Here is an 18474-nt window from a genome sequence, read left to right as displayed (position 1 = left end):
GCGCAGCGTTGATTACGGAGAGTTTCTAGTACCTATCCGCCAAGGTCAGGAAACACCGAGCGAATCATCTCAGGCTCCCATCGGTGGAATTCTGCCGAGAATGTTTGGCACATCAGCGGCATCAGGCAGGGTGCCGAAGGCCAGTCCCCCCTCACCGGCGACTCTCGTGGCGCAGAACGCGTCGGCCACGGCGCCCGGGGCGTAGCGCACCAGCAAGGAGCCCTGCAGGACGACGGCAAGTCGCTCAACGATGCGCCGGGCGGCGAACTCCGCGTCCTCGGACCGGTCGAGGACACCGCGCAACCGGGCCCAGGCCGCGTCCAGCCTGCGGTCCGCGCCACGTGCCGCGTCGATCTCCATGGCGAAGGCGGCGAGGCTGGCCGGTTCCCGGGTGACCGCGCGCAGCACGTCGAGCGCGTTGACGTTGCCCGAGCCCTCCCAGATACCGTTCAGTGGCGCCTCGCGGTAGAGCCTCGGCATCCCGGACTCCTCCACGTAGCCGTTACCTCCCAGGCATTCGAGCGCCTCGGCGGCCAGCGCCGGGGAACGCTTGCACACCCAGTACTTCGCGACGGCGATCGCCAACCGTCTGAACGCTCGTTCCTGACGATCGCCACGGGCCGCCCGGTCAACCGCGCCCGCCACCCGAAGCACCAGGGTCGTCGCGGCCTCGGACTCCAGGGCAAGATCGGCGAGCACATTGCGCATCAGCGGAGCATCGATGAGTAGTCTCCCGAACGCGCGTCGGTGACGTACGTGGTGGGCGGCCGCCATGACGGCCGCACGCATCCCCGCCGCCGAGCCGAGGCTGGCGTCGAGCCGGGTCATCGCCACCATCTCGATGATGGCCCGGACCCCTGCGCCCTCCTCGCCGACCAGCCAACCGACCGTGTCGTCGAACTCCGGCTCGCCGCTGGCGTTACTACGGTTACCGAGCTTGTCCTTCAGCCGCGCGATGCGGAAGGTGTTGCGGGCGCCGTCCGGAAGCACCCGTGGCACCCAGAAGCAGGACAGGCCACCGGGGGCCTGGGCCAGGACCAGGAAGACGTCGTTCATCGGGGCGCTGGTGAACCACTTGTGCCCCCGCAGCCGATAGGTCCCGTCGCCCGCCGGCGTCGCCGTCGTCGTGTTAGCACGGACGTCCGAGCCACCCTGCTTCTCCGTCATGCCCATGCCCGCCAGCAGGCCGGCCTTGCCCTCGGGTGGGCGCAAACCCGGATCGTAGACGCGGCTGGTCAGCAACGGTTCGTAGCGGGCGGCGAGCTCCGGGGCGGCGCGCAGCGCCGGCACCACGGCGTAGGTCATCGACACCGGGCACAGATGGCCCTGCTCGACGGTGCCCCAGACCAGGATGTCCGCGGCGCGGGCGACATGGGCGCCGGGACGCGGGTCGGCCCACGGCGCCCCGGCCAGGCCCTCCCGTACCGCGACCTCCATCAGGGCGTGCCAGGAGGGATGGAAGTCCACCTCGTCGACGCGAAACCCATAACGATCATGAGTGCGCAGTTGCGGCGGGAACCTGTTCGCCTCGTCGGCCTGGCGGGCGGCCTCCTCGGTGCCGGCCAACCGACCGAGTCGATGCAGATCGTCCGCATGCCAGCCGGCCCCCTCCCGCGCGAGGGCCGCCAGTAGCGCCGGATCGGCCGCCGCATCGTGCCCCACAAGGGGCGGAGGCTGGTTCGTCACCTCATGGGTCCGGGACGAACACGTCCCGGGAACCGCCGTTGTCCGGTTGACGGTGGTCGGCGAGATCACCGGCCCTCCTCTCGGCCGGGCCGCACATCGGCCTCGACAGTGCCGCACATCGACAGTGCCGCACATCGACAGTGCCGCACATCGACCGGGCCGCGTTCGAGCGGGACCGTATCGAGCACGGCCCGTCGGCACTGGTGTGAAGCGTGCCACTCCTGGCCGCGTCGGACCAGTCGCATCGCGCGCTCTCGCCGGATCCACGGGCCGTGTGCTCGGTGGGGCCGTGTGCTCGGTGGGGCCGTGCGGATCACGGCCGTACCGAAGAAGATCCGCTCCCGCGGCGAAAGCCCACGGCGGACCAGAAACGATCCATGCCGGGTGCCCTGAACAGGTGGGCTGTTCCCGGCCGGCGTCCGGCTATTGCGCCCAAAGGTGTTTACACATTCGGTATCCAACGCCGGGACGATGTCGTCGCGCCCTGATGTCCGGGCGCCGGGCCGGATCGAGAACCGGGTAATCGACCGGTAGCCACGCCCAGGCGAAGAAATCCGCACGCTCCGGCCCACCAGAGGCGCGGTGAATCTCCGGACCGCCATCCGGGCGAGAATGCCGTTTCCCGTTAAGCCAGGCACCGGCGGAGCGGATCGGAAGCAGCCGACGCACCGCTCGACCAAGCCGCCCCGCGCCCTGTCCGACGCCTCGACGAGGAGCCGGCGAGGCGGGCAGGGGCGGTCACGCGCTCCTAATTCACCCGGCGGTCCCGCCGCCGCGAAGCTCCGCCGGCTCGAGCAACGCACGCGGTGACCAGATGATCATCTTCCGCGATACTCGATCGGGCTAGACCGGCCAGGTGTTACGGAGAGTATTGAATAATGCCGAAGGGAACGAGAAGCATGCGGGGGCCGGTCGCGGAAGGTACCAACATCACAGCTCCCCAACCCCGACCGACAGCACCTAGCGTTATATATAGTAACCCATAGTCGAGTTGATGTCGCCTGCCGACTGACCATCCAAGCCTTAAAGTATTCGGAACGACACTTCTAGTAGTCGAATCATCTTCGTTCGGCAATCTCCTCCATCCCACGGACGCGCCGGGTCACCCAGCCCAATACGCCGGTCCGTGTCGGCGCAAGCGGTGGAGTTCTGTCACGGGCAGCGGCCGGTGAAACTCGTGGCACAGATACTCGTATGCTCACCCACTACCGGGATGATTCGACGGCACGGAAAACAGAAAGTCTTCACTCACGGTAAGATCCGTCGAGTCCGGGCACGGTTGTCGGACGGGGCATATAGATGATCAGAGGTGGCCGAATCGGTGGGCGGCAAGCACCCGGACGAGTCACGGCCGCAATCAGAACCTCAGCGGCCCGGGCCGGATCGCGACTCCGGCGGCGATTCATCCACCCACTGATCGTCGGACTACTCACGGTTGCGGTCCTCGGTACCATGGCAATCTGGACAGGCTCCGATCTGCTGAGCCGGGAGAAGATAGACCGCCTCAACGAACGTTCCCAGCTGGTCGAGCGGCTCGCGCAGTGGGCGGCGATCGTCAACAACCCGGCGGCTATGCAGTCCGCGGCCGATCGGACGCCCTTCCAGCCCGGTGACCCCCTGGGGAACGAAGCCCTGCTCCCGCAGCTCCAGATCGCCCACTCCGGCGATGTCATCCGGGTGGTTGCGCTACTCGACACCGCGGGCCATACCACGGCCTCCTATCCACGGGGGAACTCCATAGTCCCCACCGACCTGGGGCAGGCCTGGTCCGCTTCCTGGTCCGGGGTTCCCGCCGTGTCCCCCGTCTTCGCCCTCCACGATGGCCGCGTCAGAGCAACGGTGGTTCCCGTCGGCCGTCCGCGGCCCTGGGCCGTCCTGGTCTCCGTGTCCACCGAGGAGTCCAACCTCCAGTTCACCAACGGGATCGCGGCCCTGCTCGGGGTCGGCCGGGGCAGCATGTCGACGGTCGGCCCGGACGGGGTACCAATCGCCTCCACCGAGCCGGGCATGCTGGGTCGGCAGGTCCTCTCGACCGCCGATCTCTCCCGCTCCCAAGCCCAGCGTGGCGGTGCGCGGATCTGGGAGACAACCGAGAACGGCAAGAGGATCACAAACATCACGGCGGTGCAGCCGACGACGGGGTACCTGACCTACTTCCGGCAGGCCACGGACTCGCTGAACGCCGACCTCCGGGCCCGACGGAACCAACGGAATCTGACGTTGCTGGCCTTCACGCTGACGTCGGTCCTAAGGAGTCGAAATGAAATAACTTGCGCGTTTCGAACCCTCCACAGGCCTGTAACCTGCGATGATGCTCTCGATCACGTATTTGTTACTTCATTACGTCCCCTAAGCATCATCTTCGTCGGCCTGCTGCGGGAGGCGGCGGCTCGGCGTTCCCGGGCCGGGCTGTGCGCGTTGTTCGCGGCGGCCCATGACATCGTGCTGACAACCGACCTCACCGGACGGCTCACGTTCATCAGCCCCGCGATCGTCCCGTTACTCGGCCATTCCCGGGAGGCCTGGCTCGGGCGCAGGGTCGCGGATCTGGTGCACCCGGACGACGCGCACCGGCTCGTACGATTGATCGAAAACCCCGCTGCCGGGTCCCTGCTCAACATTCGGATGACGGCGGCGAACGGCACACCCCGGTGGTTCGACGTCGCGACCCGCCGCCTGTCCACCCGGGACGGATCCGGCGAGGTGCTGATCACCTGCCATGCGGTCGGTAAACGGAAGCAGCTGTTGGACCAGCTCGGCTATCAGGCGCGCCATGATGTACTCACCGGGCTGTGTAACCGGACCGCCTTCGAGGAGCAGCTCGAGGATGCCCTCGCCGCGGCTGCGGGCGTCGCGGTCCTGTTCATCGACCTCGACAGCTTCAAGCCGGTCAACGACACCTTCGGCCACGCGGCCGGCGACCGGGTGCTGCAGGTCATCGGTGGACGGATCCGAACAGTGCTGGGCCCCGACGATGTCGCCGGGAGGTTCGGCGACGACGAGTTCGGGATCCTGCTGCGGCGCGCGAACGAAATCGCCGCTCGCACCATGGCCGGTCGGGTCATCCGCGCGGTACGGGAACCGATTCTCGTCGACGGCTACGAAGTCTGCGTCGCCGCAAGCATCGGAGTAGCGCTGGCCGTCAGCCGGCCCAGCCATTCCGGGCGGCTGCTGCGCGCCGCCGACGAGGCCATGTATAAGGCCAAGCAGGCTGGTCCGGGACGATATATGCCATGGCGGACCCCCTGGCGGCCGAGACCACCACGGTGGAGCCCGCGGTAACCAGGCCCACCGCCGTCCAGTGCACGCCGGCCGAGACCGCCACGCTCGAAGCGCCCGCACCGTCCGCGCCCGTGCTCCTCGCCACTGACGAGATCACGCCGCGATCCCCGGTCATCCGACCGCGCTCGATGTCCTTCCCAGCCTTACCCAGATCCCCAGGCCCGTCCAGATCCCCAGGCGCATCCGGATCGTCACCCGCGGGCCGGACCGGGCATCTGCTGTCTCCTCGACGCTGGCGGACAACCGTGCGCGAGCAGCTGGGGCGAGCCATCCCACTGCTCGTGCTGGGGACCGTCATCCTGGCCGCCACGGCGGTCACTCTGGAGATCGAAGATGCCAACCGGCGGCGAGACGAGGCCCAGCACATCGCCGAGGCTCACTCCCTCGTCCTCCGTCTGGCCGAGTATGTCGCGGACCTGGGCCAACCCGTGCGCCTGATCGACCCGATCTCCAGGCTTCCCTGGTCGCTGACCGAACCCGCCGTCGACCAGCGGGTGCTGGCCTCGGTCTCCCGGTCGGCGTTCGCGGGCCCCGACACCGTTCTGGCACTGGTCGATCTCGACGGCAGGCCGACGGCGGTCCAACCCACCGGCGCAACGATCCCGTTCCCCCCGCAGGACCGGATCTGGGCTCTCGCCCGCACCAGCGGAATCAACATCCCTGTTTTCCACCTGGGCGATCGGGTTCGGGCGTACAGCATCGTGCCGATCGTGCGGGACGGACGCAGCGCCGCGTTCCTGGTCATGGGTAGGCCGGGAGCCGGGATGCCGGGAGCCGAGATGGTCCGCATCTTTGGCGGCGGGGGCACCGGGACGAGCGGCACCGGAGAGGGCACCCGGATCGTCATCGTCGACGAGACCGGGCGCATCGCCCTGTCCGACGATCCGTCCGCGGTCGGGATCGCCATGACTGACGGCACGGAGCTGCGGTCAATCAGGCCAGGCCAGAGCCGGCGGGTGACGGTACGCAACGGCGGCGGTCACGTCGCCGTTGCCGCCGCGATCCCCGGCCATCCCACATGGGGGTACCTCATCCTGCAACAGGACGGCCCACTGCCGCGCGACCCGCGAGACAACCATGCCGTCGGCGATCTGCTGCTGCTCGGCATCGTGGCCGTCACGTTCTCAGGCCTGACAAAAATGATCTTCCGGGGAGAGCAGGCGGTCCGGCGCGACCGGGCGCGGCTGCAGACCCTGGTGCACGAGTCGCACGACATCATCGTCAACCTGGACCGTGCGGGCCGGCCGACCTTCATCAGCTCGGCGGTCGAGAGCCTGCTCGGCTACCCGGTCGAGGCCATGATCGGGCTGCCGCTCATCGACCTGGTCCATCCCGAGGACCAGGCGGCGACGCGGGCCTTCCTCGCGGACCGGCAGTGTGGTGGACCGGGGTCCCTTCTGGACGTCCGCATGCGGACGGTCAACGGCGGCCATCGCTGGTTCGACATCGAGGCCGGCGCCTGGCGGCCCGCGTCCGGGCCGGGCCGCTTCGACGGTGGTGTCCTGCTTACCTGCCACGAGATCAGCGAACGTCGTCAGTTGCAGGAGCAGCTACGGAAACGTGCCACCCACGACCCGTTGACCGGCCTGCCGAACAGGGCGGCGCTTACCGAATTCCTCGATCAACTGGCTCGGGAGCAGACTCCGTTCGCGGTTCTGCTCATCGATCTGGATGACTTCAAACCGATCAACGACACGTTCGGTCACCAGGTGGGCGACGATGTGCTGTGCACGGTCGCCACTCGGTTGGCCGACGTCCTCGCCCCGGGCCCGTCGGCGGCCAGCGCGGGACCGGTCGAGACGATCGGTCCCGCGATGATCGGCCCCGAGACGATCTGGCCGGAAGCACGTGCCGGGCAGGCGTTCTGACTCGGCGGTGACGAGTTCGTCATTGTGCTGCCCGGGGCCGACTCCCTGACGATGCGCCAGACCGAGCAGCGGGTGCGCGAGTTCATCGAGGCGCCCCTCACCGTGGCCGGCAACACCCTTGTGGTCAGAGCGACGATCGGCCTGGCGTCCTCGCAGGCCGTCGGGGGCGCCGGCTCGCACAGTCCCGAGAGCGTGGTCCGGCATGCCGATGCGGACATGTACGAGGCGAAGACGAGCGCCCGGGCCCGACGTTCCATCTCCCCCGCGGCGCGATGACTCCCGCAGCCTCCGCCAGCCTGGGACGCTGGGCGACGTCAGCCGGCAGAGCGGGGCGGATCCATGCTGAGGAGGTCGCCGGCGCGGTGCGATGGCTCTGCTCACCCGAGGCTTCCTACGTCACCGGAGCAATACTCGACGTGACCGGTGGGCGGTGACCATGTGCCACCGGGCACCGGTTATCGGGCACCGCCCCCCGCCAGCCGGTAAATAACCAGCGCCTCGGGGTGCTGTCGGGCGTGGCGGGCCACGGCTCGTCGGTAGGAGCCGGTGGCCCACCGCATGGTCCAGGTCACGCCGACTAGATCAAGCAGGGTTCCGAGGCGCCGGTTGAGATCTTCCCGGGCCTCCTCCTCGGCGATGCGGGCAGCGTTCATCACGGTCTCCACGCCAAACGCGCAGTGCATTCCCGCGGTCCACCGTGCCCAGCTCGACCATCGATCCGGGGCCGCGATGAGCACGAGGTGCGCGTCGAGCTTCGCGGCAAGGTCAGCGGCCAGCAGGACATCGGCCATATCCGACAAGTCTCCGATACGAAGACCGACGACGAGATGACGCTCCATCCGGACCTGCGAGTCCACTTCGGTACGCTCTGCCCGTTCCACGCTTCCTCCCGCGTTTCCTTTCTCCCGAGGCCCTCGGTCGCCCTGTCGACGTGCGCGGGATTGTCGCGCTTCACAGCCGGTGATGTCGAAGTGACCGACACATCGTCAGTACCCCCTCGACCCACAGATCACATGTTCCGGAACGCGTTTGTCGGCAGCCTGGTATGGCCGGCTGCCGGATAGGAGTCGAAATGAAATAACTTGCGCGTTTCGAACCCTCCACAGGCCTGTGACCTGCGATGATGCTCTCGATCACGTATTTGTTACTTCATTACGTCCCCATAATGCCGATGTTGCCGGATCAATGTTGGTCGTCGCCCGCCCGGTCGTACCGGTCGATTGTGACCGCGCCCACCGGAAAGGGGAAGGGTCTCGCCGTATTCGACGCACGCACATGCTCTCGGGACGGACCATCCGACAGATGCACAGCGCGCCGAACGCATCCGCGTACGGGAGGTGATTTGTCGGCACCTGGGCCCGGGACCTGCAAGGATGGCGGCGCGGGAAGCCCGGATCACTTGCCGGCCCGGGATAGGATCCATGATTAGGCGCGCGCCTCTTTATCGTAAAGGAGCATGCTATGTCCATATTGGACCGGTTCCGGGTGGACGGCCGGGTCGCCGTCGTCACCGGGGCGTCCTCCGGTCTCGGGGTGGACTTCGCCCGGGGCCTGGCCGAGGCCGGCGCGGACGTGGCCCTGGGCGCCCGCCGGACCGACCGGCTCACCACCACCGCCGAGCTCGTAGAGAAGGAGGGCCGCCGCGCCCTGCCGGTCGCCACCGACGTCGCCGACCCCGCCTCCTGCGAACACCTCGTCGCCGCCGCGATGGAGACCTTCGGCCGGGTCGACATCCTGGTCAACAACGCCGGGATCGGCACCGTCGTCCCCGCGCTCAAGGAGACCCCGCAGCAGTTCCGCTCCGTCATCGACGTCAACCTGGGCGGCTGCTATTGGATGGCGCAGGCGGCGGCGCGGGTCATGCGACCCGGCAGCAGCATCGTCAACATCTCCAGCGTCCTCGGCCTGACGACCGCCGGCCTGCCGCAGGCGGCCTACACGGCGAGCAAGGCCGCCCTCGTCGGCCTCACCCGCGATCTGGCCCAGCAATGGACCGGCCGGCGCGGCATCCGGGTGAATGCGCTGGCGCCGGGTTTCTTCCGCTCTGAGATGACCGACCAGTACCAGCCCGAGTACCTCGAGACCCAGTCGGCGAGGATCCTCCGCGGACGCATCGGTGAACCGGAGGAACTGACTGCGGCGCTTCTCTTCCTGGCCTCCGACGCCGGCAGTTTCGTCACGGGGCAGACCCTCGCCGTTGACGGCGGTTTCACCATCACCTGAGCCCTCCGTCCATATTGTCCGGCTCGCCGGAAACACCCGCCAATCAGGTCTCGAGCGGCATGAGTTCGGCGGCGAAGGCGTCGAAGAAATCCGGCCATCCGCCGGGCGTCGTGACCGGATGAAAGACGAACTTGCTCATCCCGGCGGCGAGATACTCGGCGATCAACGAGCGCGCCGCGTCCCGCCCGGCCGGAAGTAGCCGCTCCGGGATGACCTGCGGATAGCGCCGCCGCAACGCCGCGAACGCCTCGTCGAACACCTCCCCGCGGCGCCCGTCGGGTACGGGGCAGGAACGGCGGAACGCCATCGACCCGGCGACCCCCAGGAGATCAGACCCGGCGGCCGTCGATGCCGGGCACCGTCGCCAGCTCGTGGCGCAGTTCAGCCAGCACCCCGGCGACCAGCGGTTCCCGCAGGACGCCGCGGTGGTCCCCGCCGATCCGGCGGATCGCGGCGGGTCCGGTCAGGACGCCCCGCCAGGCCTCGATCTCGTCGTGGTCGTCGGCGAGCCAGACCGCCGTCCGGCCATCGTAGGTGCGGGGGCGGTAGGTCATCGTCAGGATGCGCCCCTGGTTGTAGAAGACGTCGTACTGGTGCATCCCCCGGAAGCGGACCACGCCGGCAAGCGGCAGCTCGACGAGCTGGCGCAGGCGGTCGACCATCACCCGCGGGGTCAGCGTAGGCCCGTCGTCGGCGGCGAGTGGGCCGATCCCCCGACCGGCGTCGGGCGGCGCCGGGGAGTCCGGATGCGCTCCCTCCAACTGACTGGTCGGCACGATCGTCCCGGATCGGGTCAGCCGCGAGGTACCCGGCAGGTAGGTGTCGATCAACGCCAGCAGGCCGACCTCGTGGCCCGCCTGCCGGAGAACCTGCGCGACCTCGAACGCGATCAGTCCGCCGAAGGAGTGCCCGGCCAGCAGGTAGGGACCCGTCGGCTGGAGAAGACGGATCTCCCCCACGTGCCGCCGGGCGGCGGCCGACACCGACCAGTCGGGGATGCCCCGCCGTTCCAGGGCGTGCGCCTGCATCCCGTAGACCCGCCGTTCGCCCGCGAAGTACCGGGCGAACGGGAGCAGACCGATCGCCGGCCCACCGGCCTCCGGGAAGCAGAACAACGGGGTGCCGGAACCGCCGGGCGTCAGCGGCATCACGGTGGGATGCCCGACGGACTCGCTCTGCCGGGCGGCCCACACCTCGGCGAACGCGGCGGGCGTCGGCGCCTGGACGACCACGGAGCTCGGCAGCCGGACCCCGAACTCGTCGCACAGGGTCGCCACCAGCTCCTGCGCGGTCGCCGCATCACCGCCAAGGGCGGTGAAGTCGTCATGCAGACCGACGGTCTCGAGGCCGAGCACGCGGGCCCACAACAGGGCCGCGGCCACCTGATACGGATCGGCCGCAGACATGCCCGGCAACGACATCACCCCACAGGACTAGGCGAAGAGCACATTGAACACCACCGGTCAAGATCATCGATACGCCGGCCGGGCGTTCGCGGGAACCCGTGATCGAGGCCCACGGCGGTGAGCCTGGTCCCGCCGGTCGGCCCACTCCCCGGTGGGGTGGCCGGTTCCCCGATGGGGTGACCCGTCCCCGTCGGGCATTGACGGCTCGGCGTCGGGCGCTCACCGTAGACGTGTGGGTGACGTGGGCAGACCGGAACGGATCGTCGAAGACGAGCCGATCAGCTTTCCCGACTCCGAGCCGCTGACCATCCCGGTCCCGGCCGCGCCGGAACCGGACCTGGAACCGGTTCCCGGGTGAGCCTGCTCGGCTGGCGGCAGTGGGCGGTGGACGCGCACGGCCAGCTACGCCCTGCCTGGACGCCGTGGTCGCCGTTTCCACCCGGGCTACTGCTCTGGCGCGCCGACGGCATGACCGAGGCACATTGCTTGCGCACCCGCCGGCCGGACCGGGACGTCGAGCCCGGCGAGCCCGGCGCGGGCCACGAACGGGTCCCGGACGAGCACTGCGCCTGCGGCCTGTACGCCTGGCGGGACCCGAGCATCCTGGCCGCCGCCCGCCCGCCCCGCTGGACCTCCCTGCCGTACGTCGTCGGAGTGGTCCGGCTCGGGGGGCGGGTCATCGTCGGTGAACGGGGCTATCGCGCGGAGCGTGGCTATCCCGTCGCCGTGCTTGACCGCGACGGCGTCGTCTCCGACGACTACGCCGTCGCGCGCTATCGCAGCTGCGCCGCGTTGGTGGCGGAATGGGCGGATCCGAGCGCCACGTCCCGCGGCCAGGACCGGGCAGCCGGGTAGTACCGCGCGCCGCACCAGAACGGCCCGGACAGCCGAACACCGGGAACCGCCGGAACCTCGAGAACGACCGCCGCCTCGAGAACGACCGCGACCGCCGGCCCGGGAAACCGGCGAGGGTTTCCGCACCCGGCCGAGGAACTCTCCCTCGGTGGGTATCTCTCCCCGTGTCGTATCGCGGGTAGACCGTTACCCCACACCGCCAAATAGTCACGCTATGTAGCCATGGAGGCAATCAGGGCGACTATGGTCGTGAACGCCCCGTACATCCCGTCCGCAGGGGGCGGATCGGGGTCGACGGGCACACGAGGGGGGCCGTCGTGACGCAATCCGAAACCGCAGGGACCGCCGGAGGTATCTCCGATCGCGGCACCGATCATGCCCCCGGCCACGGTGCACACCCGGCGCCGGCGATCCGGTCCTGGCGGATCCAGGTTCCTCCGCCGCTGTTGGTCGCGGTGGGATACCTGGCGGTGGCCGTCTGCATCTTCCACTCCGCCTGGGGGAATCTCGGGAACGTCTCCTACGGCGGCAACGACGCCATGCTGTTCGCCTGGTTCCTCGGCTGGACGCCGCACGCGCTCGCCGACGGGCTCAACCCGTTCCTGACGCACCACATCAACGTCCCCGACGGGGCCGCGACGTCCTGTGGAGCACACCCGTGCTCCTACTGGGCGCGCTGGCCGCACCGATCACGCTGCTGGGCGGCCCCGTGACCACGCTGACGGTGCTGCTGACCCTGGCGCCCGTGATCAGCGGATTCGCCCTGTTCTGGGTGCTGCGCCGATGGGTACGCCCGGGACCGGCGGCGCTGGCCGGCCTGCTGTACGGCTTCGGGCCGTACATGATCGGCGCGTCCTACGGTCATCTGCATCTGACCTTCGCACCGTTCCCGCCGGTTCTCCTGCTACTCCTCGACGATCTCGTGGTCCGCGGGCGGGGGCCGCGGCGCACCGGCGTCCTGCTCGGTCTGGCGATCACCGCCCAGGCGCTGATCGGCGAGGAGCTGCTCGCCACATCCGCGCTGGCAGCCACGTTCGGTCTTGTGATCCTCGCCGTACATCATCGCGATCGGATCCGATCGCGGCTACGACCGGCCCTGACCGGCCTCGCCACGGCCGGCGGAGTCGCCGCGGCCGCGCTCGCCTGGCCGCTGGGCACCCAGTTCCTGGGTGCCCAGCGGATCCACGGCTCGATCCAACCCGATGGAATCGCCGTGACGGATCTGCTGACCTTCGTCACGCCGACGCCGATGCAGGCCGTCGCCCCGGACGACGCGCTGCGCCACAGCCTCGGTTTCACGGGGAACGCGGTCGAGGTCAGCGGTTATCTGGGCGCTCCACTGATCGTCCTGATCATCGTGGTCGTCATGGTCGTCGTCACGACGGGTGGTGCGCGCCGGCCTCCGCTGGTCGGGGTGTTCGCTCCCCTCGGCGTGGTCATGGCCGTGCTCTCCCTCGGCGGTCACCTGCATGTCGACGGCCGGGACACCGGCGTTCCCCTCCCGTGGCTGCCCCTTCAGCACGTGCCGGTGCTCGGGAACGCGTTGCCCTCCCGCCTGGCGTTATACGTGATGATGTGCGCGGCCATCGTGGTGGCGACCGGGCTCGACCGGCTGCCGTCGAACCGGACGGCGCCCGCCGACCTGGACCCCGGACGGGGGATCCCCGCTCGGGCCCGGACCAGGACCGTCCGGGTGGGAGCCGGCGTGCTGACACTCTCTGCCCTGGTGGCACTCGTCCCCGCCCCGATGCTCACCACGTCGATGACGACGCCCGCGTTCTTCACTGGTGACGGGTGACCCTGATTCCGGAGGGTGCCACCGCACTCGTCGTCCCCTTTCCCCATCCCCAGAACGCCGAGGCCATGCTGTGGCAAGCCAGGGCGAACTTCCGGTTCGTCATCCCCGGCTGCTACTGCACCGTCCCCGGGCCCGACGGCCGGGCGGCGTTGCACAGCCCGCCGGACGCGCTGACGTCCGCCCTCATCGACATCGACAACGGCGCGACGACCGCCGCTGCCATGTCGGGATCGCCGCGGCTCCGGGCGGCCTACAAACGGCTGGCCCCGGACGCCGTCGTGCTGGGACCGGCGCGACGGACCGCCGAGCTACGCACGCTGCTGCGCGAACTCGTCGGCGTGGCTCCCCGCCGCGTCGGCGGAGTCGACCTGTGGCTTCCAGACCGGGAAGCCGGACGTTGACCTCGCCACCGGTGACCCCGTGTCGTCCACCGGACAAGCCCGAAGGCCCGCAGGGAATCGCACCCCGGAAGAGTTTCCGAGAAGCTGGCAGCCGGGCACTTTACCACCGCACCCCGGCCGTGAACCTGCTCTGCCGATTCCTCTACGATTTCCCGCATTCCGCGACCATGGTCGTCAGTGATCCACATCCCAGAGCGGAGGATGCGCGGTGTCGACGGACCAACCGGCCGGGTCCCGGCCGGAAAGGCTGACCCGACGGCAACGCCTCACCGTGGTGATCGGTGTGGTTCTCGCCGTCGCCGTCGTCACTTCGGTCGTTGCCACGTCCGATCGTTCCAGGGCGGCCGCCTGGCCGCCGGCGGGCCGATCCGCCTGTGCTTCGGTACAGATCTTCACCGGCAACGTCGGGTCACCCTATAATCAGTTTGCCCGGGTACTGCGGACCCGGTTGCAAGCCGCCCCGGAACACTTCGACGTGGACGTCGTGGAAACAGCGGGTTCCACGGAGAACATCTATGACCTGGAATCACCCGACAGCCGCGTCTGCGGGTTGGCGATCGCGCAGCTCAACACGACGGTCGACGCGGCGGAGGGGGTCAACCAGTTCGATCCGAACCGCGGTGGCCACCCGGTGGCGGGTCTGCGCACCCTCGGCCCCGTCCATCAGGACCTGCTGCACGTGATCGTGCGCGGCCCCACCAGCAGGTCGGATGACGTCGACATCACCCGCTTCGCCGATCTCTGCCATCGACCCATCGCCGCCGGCCGGCCGGGATCGGGGGTCCGGCAGATCAGCGAGGTGCTCCTGCGGGTGGCCCTGTCCGAGGACTGCCGCGGCGAGCTGGACGAATCCTCCATCGACGAGGCCCTGCGCCGCCTGTCCGCCGGGAAGGTGGACGCGGTGGTCTGGGCGGGCGAAGCCGGAACCCGGCAGATCAAGAACGCCATCGCCGGTGGCGCCCGGCTGCGCCTGCTCGACCTGTCCAGCTACCAGGACGGCATCACCGCCGACTGGGACCAGTTCTACCGGTCCCGCGGGCACTTCTTCGCCGGGCCGGTCTTCGGCACCGGAAGCCTCGGGCCCGACGACTACCGGGAGATCCCGCCGGTCCGGACCGTCACAATCCCCAACGGCCTGCTCGCCCATGCGGACGCCGATCCGGTACTGGTCAGGCGGGCGACCGCCGAACTGTTCCGGGATCCGCAGGACTACGCAGAGGCGCTGTGGGGCGACAACCCCGGGGGACGGACGGTCCCGGACGCGCTGTCCGTCTACGAAGGACCGCTTTTCTGCTATATACCGTTGCATCGGGCCGCCACGGAATACTACGTTCAGAGATTCCGACGCCCACCGGGCTGTGGTGCGACGTGACAGCGCCGCCAAAGGCAGCGCCGCCGGGGACAGTGCTGCCGGGGACAGGGACGCTCGAGGACCAGCCGTGCTAAGACCACTGAACGACACCGACCCGCGGGTGATAGGGCCCTATCGCCTGCACAATCGCATCGGCGCCGGCGGCATGGGCGTTGTTTACCTGGGATTCGGGCCGGACGACCAGCCCGTCGCGGTAAAGGTGCCGCACGAGGTGCATGCCAGTGACCCCGAGTGCCGTGCCCGCTTCCGTTCCGAGGTCTCGGCTGCCCGGGACGTGCAGGCCGACACCGTCGCCCGGGTGATCAGGGCCGAGGTGGACGGGCCGAAGCCCTGGCTCGCGACCGAATACGTGGCGGGCCCCACCCTGCACGCCGCCGTCCAGGAGAGCGGCCCGCTCACGGGCCGCTCTCTGGATGGGCTCGCGATCGGTCTCGCCACGGCCCTCGAGGCGATCCACACCGCCGGCGTGGTGCATCGCGACCTCAAACCGGCGAACATCGTGATGTCCTGGCCCAGTCCCAAGGTCATCGACTTCGGGGTGGCCCGGTCGGCCGACTACACCGGCTACACCCAGGCGGGCGAACTCGTCGGGACCGTGGCCTGGATGGCCCCCGAGCAGATCAACGGCCAGCAGGCGGGATCGGCCGCGGACGTCTTCGCCTGGGGATGCTGCGTGGTCTTCGCCGCGACTGGGCGACGTCCCTTCCGCGGCGAGGCGCCGGAGATCGTGGCACTGCACATCAGCTCGACCGAGCCGGAGCTCGACGGCGTGCCCGAGCGGCTGCTCGGTCCCGTTCGCCGCGCCCTGACGAAGAACCCCGGGCACCGGCCCTCCGCCGGCGAGCTCGTCCGCCTGCTCACCCAGCGGCTCTCCCCCAGGGAGACGGCCGACGCCAGCAACGGCGTCCCCCCGGTCACGGCCGCGGAACCGAACCGCGAGCAGACCCGGCCGACCCCGAATCCCGGCCCGCCGGCAACCCCTCCCCCCAAACCCTCACCCGTCCCGACGCCGCCATTTCCCCCAGCCGGGCCCGCGCGTCCTTCCCGTCCTTCACGTCCTTTCCGGTCCTCGTCACGGTCATCGGTCCTGACCGCGCTGCTCACCCTGACCGGTCTGGCCGCTGCGGCCGGGGTCTGGGCCGCTGGGACCGAGCGGACCGGCCATGCCGTCGTTGGACCGGTGGCCGCCACGATGATCGGCTTCATCTGCGGACAAATGACCTTCCTGAGTGACCGCCGGATCGGCGTCCTGACGACCGTGGCCGCGGCGGTGAGCGGGTCGGGGACCGGTCTGCTGCTCGCGCGCGTCCTGGATGTCGACGAGCCGAATCGGGTACTGCTGTCGGTTGCCGGCGCCCTGATCGTCGCCACGGCCTTCGCGGGCGCCATGGCGCCGTCCCGGCCGGCCCCGGGGGTCGGCCCGGAACCGACGGGCCGGGCGGGCCGGGCGAGTCGGGGGGGTCACACCGGCTCCTGGAACTGACCCACCCGGCCTCCCACCCGAACACCGGTGGGGAAGCCGGCACGGACACCGCCGAGGCGACCCTGCGCCCGCCCGGCGCCGCGGCCCCCGGCCAGCGCCTCGTGCCGGAACGCCCCGACCCGTCCTGACCGACCCGACCCCGGCCCAGCCCGGCCTCACCCGACCCGACCCCGGCCCGGAGTCACGCGGGTGCCCCGGTCCACGGGCTCCCGGCGAGCGGGCTGCCCGGCAGCGTCTCGATATTTCCGTCCACTTGGGAAGCTGTCCTGCGACAATGGAGGAAGCCAAGGGGGGTGTCGTGGCTACCGTTCCGGTAGGCAACCGTATGGTGGCGGGCCGATACCGACTCGTCGCGCGGCTGGGTGCGGGTGCGATGGGGACGGTGTGGCGTGCCTTCGACTCCGTGCTGGAGACCGAGGCAGCCCTCAAGGAGATCGAGTTCGCCGGCAGAGTCGCCGAGGCCGAACGCGCGGACCGGGTCGAACGCGCCCTGCGGGAGGCGCGCCACGCGGCCAAGCTTCGCAGCCATCCGCATGTCGTCACCATCCTCGACGTGCTCTTGGAGAACGGCCTGCCCTGGATCGTGATGGAGCTCGTGCCGTCTCGGTCCCTGTTCGAGGTGGTCCGGTCCGACGGGCCCCTGCCCGTCGCCGAGGTCGCCCGGATCGGGACCGCGGTGCTCGACGCCCTCGTCGCGGCACGGGCGCATGGCATCGTTCACCGTGACGTCAAGCCGTCGAACGTCCTGATCCGGACCGACGGACGGGTCGTGCTCACCGACTTCGGCATCGCCACCGGCGACGGCGACCCGACCCTCACCGTCACCGGTGTCCTCGGGACCCCCCTTTACATGGCGCCGGAGCGGCTGAACAACCAGCCCGCCACCTTCGAGGCGGACCTGTTCAGCCTGGGCGGCACGCTGTACTTCGCCGTCGATGGCCGGCCGCCGTTCGAGCGGGACACGTTCGCCGCGATGCTCGCGGCCATCCTGCTGCACCCGCCCGCCCCGGCGCACCGGGCCGGCGAGCTGGCCGCGGTGCTCGACGGCCTGTTGGAGAAGGACCCCGGCCGGCGGATGACCCCGGCCCGGGCGCGCGAGCTGCTCACCCGGGCGGCCCGGGCCGATCCGCCGCGTCGGGCGGCCCACGTTGACGAGCTGTCCTGGCATCCAGGGCCCACCGCCGGAGCGGCGCCCAGCCAGGTGTCCGGCGGGCACGTCGATCCCGACGCGCCGCAGACCGGCTATCCCGCCGCCCCGATGGAGCTCACCGCGGTGGAGCAGGACGGCGCGGTCCTGCTCCGATGGGAACCGTCGGCCACGCAGGGCGCCTCCTACCGGGTGTCGCGTGTTCTCGTCGATCCCACGGCCCCCGGCGGCCACCGCGAACGCAGCCTGGGCATCACCACGGCCACCGAGCTGTTCGACGCCGGCGTGCCCAGGGGCGTCCCGCACTGGCACGAGGTGGTCACCACGGTGTCCGGCGAATCCGGCCAGCTGCGGTCCGTACCGGTCCGTACCGGTCCGCACCCCGACCCGCACGCTCTTCCCGCCCGTCACGGCGCTGCGGGCAAGTATGATCGACGACGCGGTCGCGCTGTCCTGGCGTCCGGTTCCGGGGCAGGGCTGCGTCATCATCGAACGGACCTTCGCCGAGACCTCCCCGCTGTCGGGCGCGAAGCGCCGGTTCCGCGGATCCGACGGCTATTTCCTCGACCAGGACACCGCACCCGGCGCGATCTACCGCTACCAGGTGTGGGTCGCCGGGGCGGACGCCTCGGATAGTCTCGCCGCCCCGTCGGGTGCCGCGGAGGTGCTGGTGCGGGTCGTCACACGGCCGCGCGCGGTGGTGGATCTGGAGGCCCGTTCCACCCTGGGCGGCACCGTCCTGCGCTGGACGACCGTGCCCGGAGCGATCGTGCGGATCTACGTGACCGAGGTTCCCGAGCAGGCCGGGCTGGTCGGTACCGGCCCGTTCGGCCCGGCCGACCACGAGGTGGGCGTGGGCTCGCTGGAGGGCCGGGCCCGTCTTGTCGGGGAGAGCCGCCGCGGACGTCTCGTCGACCGCAACCCCGCCGGCATGGTGGTGTACACTTGTCTTC

14 protein-coding genes and 2 pseudogenes are annotated in these 18474 nt (G+C 70.0%); 12 read left to right on the top strand and 4 right to left on the bottom strand.

The features are described 5' to 3' along the window. Nucleotides 1–69: 69 nt before the first annotated feature. Complete coding sequence (locus AC08OU_RS11745) at nt 70–1755, bottom strand: acyl-CoA dehydrogenase family protein (protein WP_476599635.1); 1686 nt, start codon at nt 1753–1755, stop codon at nt 70–72. Nucleotides 1756–3138: 1383 nt separating this feature from the next. Between AC08OU_RS11745 and AC08OU_RS11740 the strand changes: the two genes are divergently transcribed. From AC08OU_RS11740 to AC08OU_RS11730, 3 genes and pseudogenes are all read left to right on the top strand, one after another. Next, the gene (locus AC08OU_RS11740; protein ID WP_476599637.1) at nt 3139–4968 is read left to right on the top strand and encodes a diguanylate cyclase domain-containing protein; all 1830 of its coding nucleotides are present in this window, start codon (nt 3139–3141) and stop codon (nt 4966–4968) included. Then, a pseudogene (locus AC08OU_RS11735) lies at nt 4920–7112 on the top strand (diguanylate cyclase domain-containing protein). The gene AC08OU_RS11740 and the pseudogene AC08OU_RS11735 overlap by 49 nt, the downstream one beginning before the upstream one ends. Beyond that, entirely contained in the window at nt 7109–7270 is a 162-nt protein-coding gene (locus AC08OU_RS11730) for an SDR family oxidoreductase (protein WP_462188879.1), read from the top strand. Before AC08OU_RS11735 ends, AC08OU_RS11730 begins: the two are co-directional and overlap by 4 nt. Nucleotides 7271–7291: 21 nt before the next feature. Here the strand turns inward: AC08OU_RS11730 and AC08OU_RS11725 are convergent, their stop codons facing one another. After that, on the bottom strand, nt 7292–7693 hold the full coding sequence (locus AC08OU_RS11725; protein WP_476604894.1) for a hypothetical protein: 402 nt from the start codon (nt 7691–7693) through the stop codon (nt 7292–7294). Nucleotides 7694–8297: 604 nt separating this feature from the next. Here AC08OU_RS11725 and AC08OU_RS11720 point away from each other — a divergent pair. After that, nucleotides 8298–9059: an SDR family NAD(P)-dependent oxidoreductase gene (locus tag AC08OU_RS11720; protein WP_476599639.1), complete on the top strand. Its 762-nt coding sequence runs from the start codon at nt 8298–8300 to the stop codon at nt 9057–9059. 43 nt (nt 9060–9102) lie between these two features. Here AC08OU_RS11720 and AC08OU_RS11715 read toward each other — a convergent pair whose 3' ends face one another. Together AC08OU_RS11715 and AC08OU_RS11710 are read right to left on the bottom strand one after the other, a co-directional pair. After that, complete coding sequence (locus AC08OU_RS11715) at nt 9103–9366, bottom strand: hypothetical protein (RefSeq protein WP_462188876.1); 264 nt, start codon at nt 9364–9366, stop codon at nt 9103–9105. Between the two features lie 22 nt (nt 9367–9388). Further along, nucleotides 9389–10465, bottom strand: coding sequence for a thioesterase domain-containing protein (locus tag AC08OU_RS11710; RefSeq protein ID WP_476599651.1), 1077 nt, complete (start codon nt 10463–10465; stop codon nt 9389–9391). A 354-nt stretch (nt 10466–10819) separates the two neighbouring features. Between AC08OU_RS11710 and AC08OU_RS11705 the strand changes: the two genes are divergently transcribed. The 8 genes and pseudogenes from AC08OU_RS11705 to AC08OU_RS11670 all read left to right on the top strand — a co-directional run. After that, nucleotides 10820–11320 carry a hypothetical protein gene (locus AC08OU_RS11705; RefSeq protein WP_462188875.1) on the top strand — a complete coding sequence of 167 codons (501 nt, stop codon included), beginning with the start codon at nt 10820–10822 and terminating at the stop codon, nt 11318–11320. Nucleotides 11321–11637: 317 nt separating this feature from the next. Then, entirely contained in the window at nt 11638–12033 is a 396-nt protein-coding gene (locus AC08OU_RS11700; protein ID WP_476599642.1) for a hypothetical protein, read from the top strand. Beyond that, on the top strand, nt 11979–13118 hold the full coding sequence (locus AC08OU_RS11695) for a hypothetical protein (protein WP_476599644.1): 1140 nt from the start codon (nt 11979–11981) through the stop codon (nt 13116–13118). The genes AC08OU_RS11700 and AC08OU_RS11695 overlap by 55 nt, the downstream gene beginning before the upstream one ends. Then, nucleotides 13115–13519, top strand: coding sequence for a hypothetical protein (locus AC08OU_RS11690; RefSeq protein WP_476599646.1), 405 nt, complete (start codon nt 13115–13117; stop codon nt 13517–13519). Before AC08OU_RS11695 ends, AC08OU_RS11690 begins: the two co-directional genes overlap by 4 nt. 208 nt (nt 13520–13727) lie before the next feature. Next, complete coding sequence (locus AC08OU_RS11685; RefSeq protein WP_476599647.1) at nt 13728–14891, top strand: TAXI family TRAP transporter solute-binding subunit; 1164 nt, start codon at nt 13728–13730, stop codon at nt 14889–14891. A 67-nt stretch (nt 14892–14958) separates the two neighbouring features. Continuing rightward, nucleotides 14959–16374, top strand: coding sequence for a serine/threonine-protein kinase (locus tag AC08OU_RS11680; protein ID WP_476604893.1), 1416 nt, complete (start codon nt 14959–14961; stop codon nt 16372–16374). Between the two features lie 298 nt (nt 16375–16672). Beyond that, nucleotides 16673–18157 carry a serine/threonine-protein kinase gene (locus AC08OU_RS11675; RefSeq protein ID WP_476599650.1) on the top strand — a complete coding sequence of 495 codons (1485 nt, stop codon included), beginning with the start codon at nt 16673–16675 and terminating at the stop codon, nt 18155–18157. A 34-nt stretch (nt 18158–18191) separates the two neighbouring features. Next, a pseudogene (locus AC08OU_RS11670) lies at nt 18192–18474 on the top strand (serine/threonine protein kinase); the annotation flags it as partial.

It is taken from the genome of Frankia sp. CcMO1 (genome assembly GCF_977945845.1).
The sequence above is the reverse complement of the archived record's forward strand: the minus strand, read 5'-3'. Positions and strand labels throughout refer to the sequence as shown.

Bases quoted from the DNA above. Each gene is read 5' to 3' on its own strand.
- AC08OU_RS11720 (WP_476599639.1), top strand. From the start codon at position 8,298: ATGTCCATATTGGACCGGTTCCGGGTGGACGGCCGGGTCGCCGTCGTC.
- AC08OU_RS11740 (WP_476599637.1), top strand. From the start codon at position 3,139: ATGGCAATCTGGACAGGCTCCGATCTGCTGAGCCGGGAGAAGATAGAC.
- AC08OU_RS11710 (WP_476599651.1), bottom strand. From the start codon at position 10,465: ATGTCTGCGGCCGATCCGTATCAGGTGGCCGCGGCCCTGTTGTGGGCC.
- AC08OU_RS11715 (WP_462188876.1), bottom strand. From the start codon at position 9,366: ATGGCGTTCCGCCGTTCCTGCCCCGTACCCGACGGGCGCCGCGGGGAG.
- AC08OU_RS11730 (WP_462188879.1), top strand. From the start codon at position 7,109: ATGACTCCCGCAGCCTCCGCCAGCCTGGGACGCTGGGCGACGTCAGCC.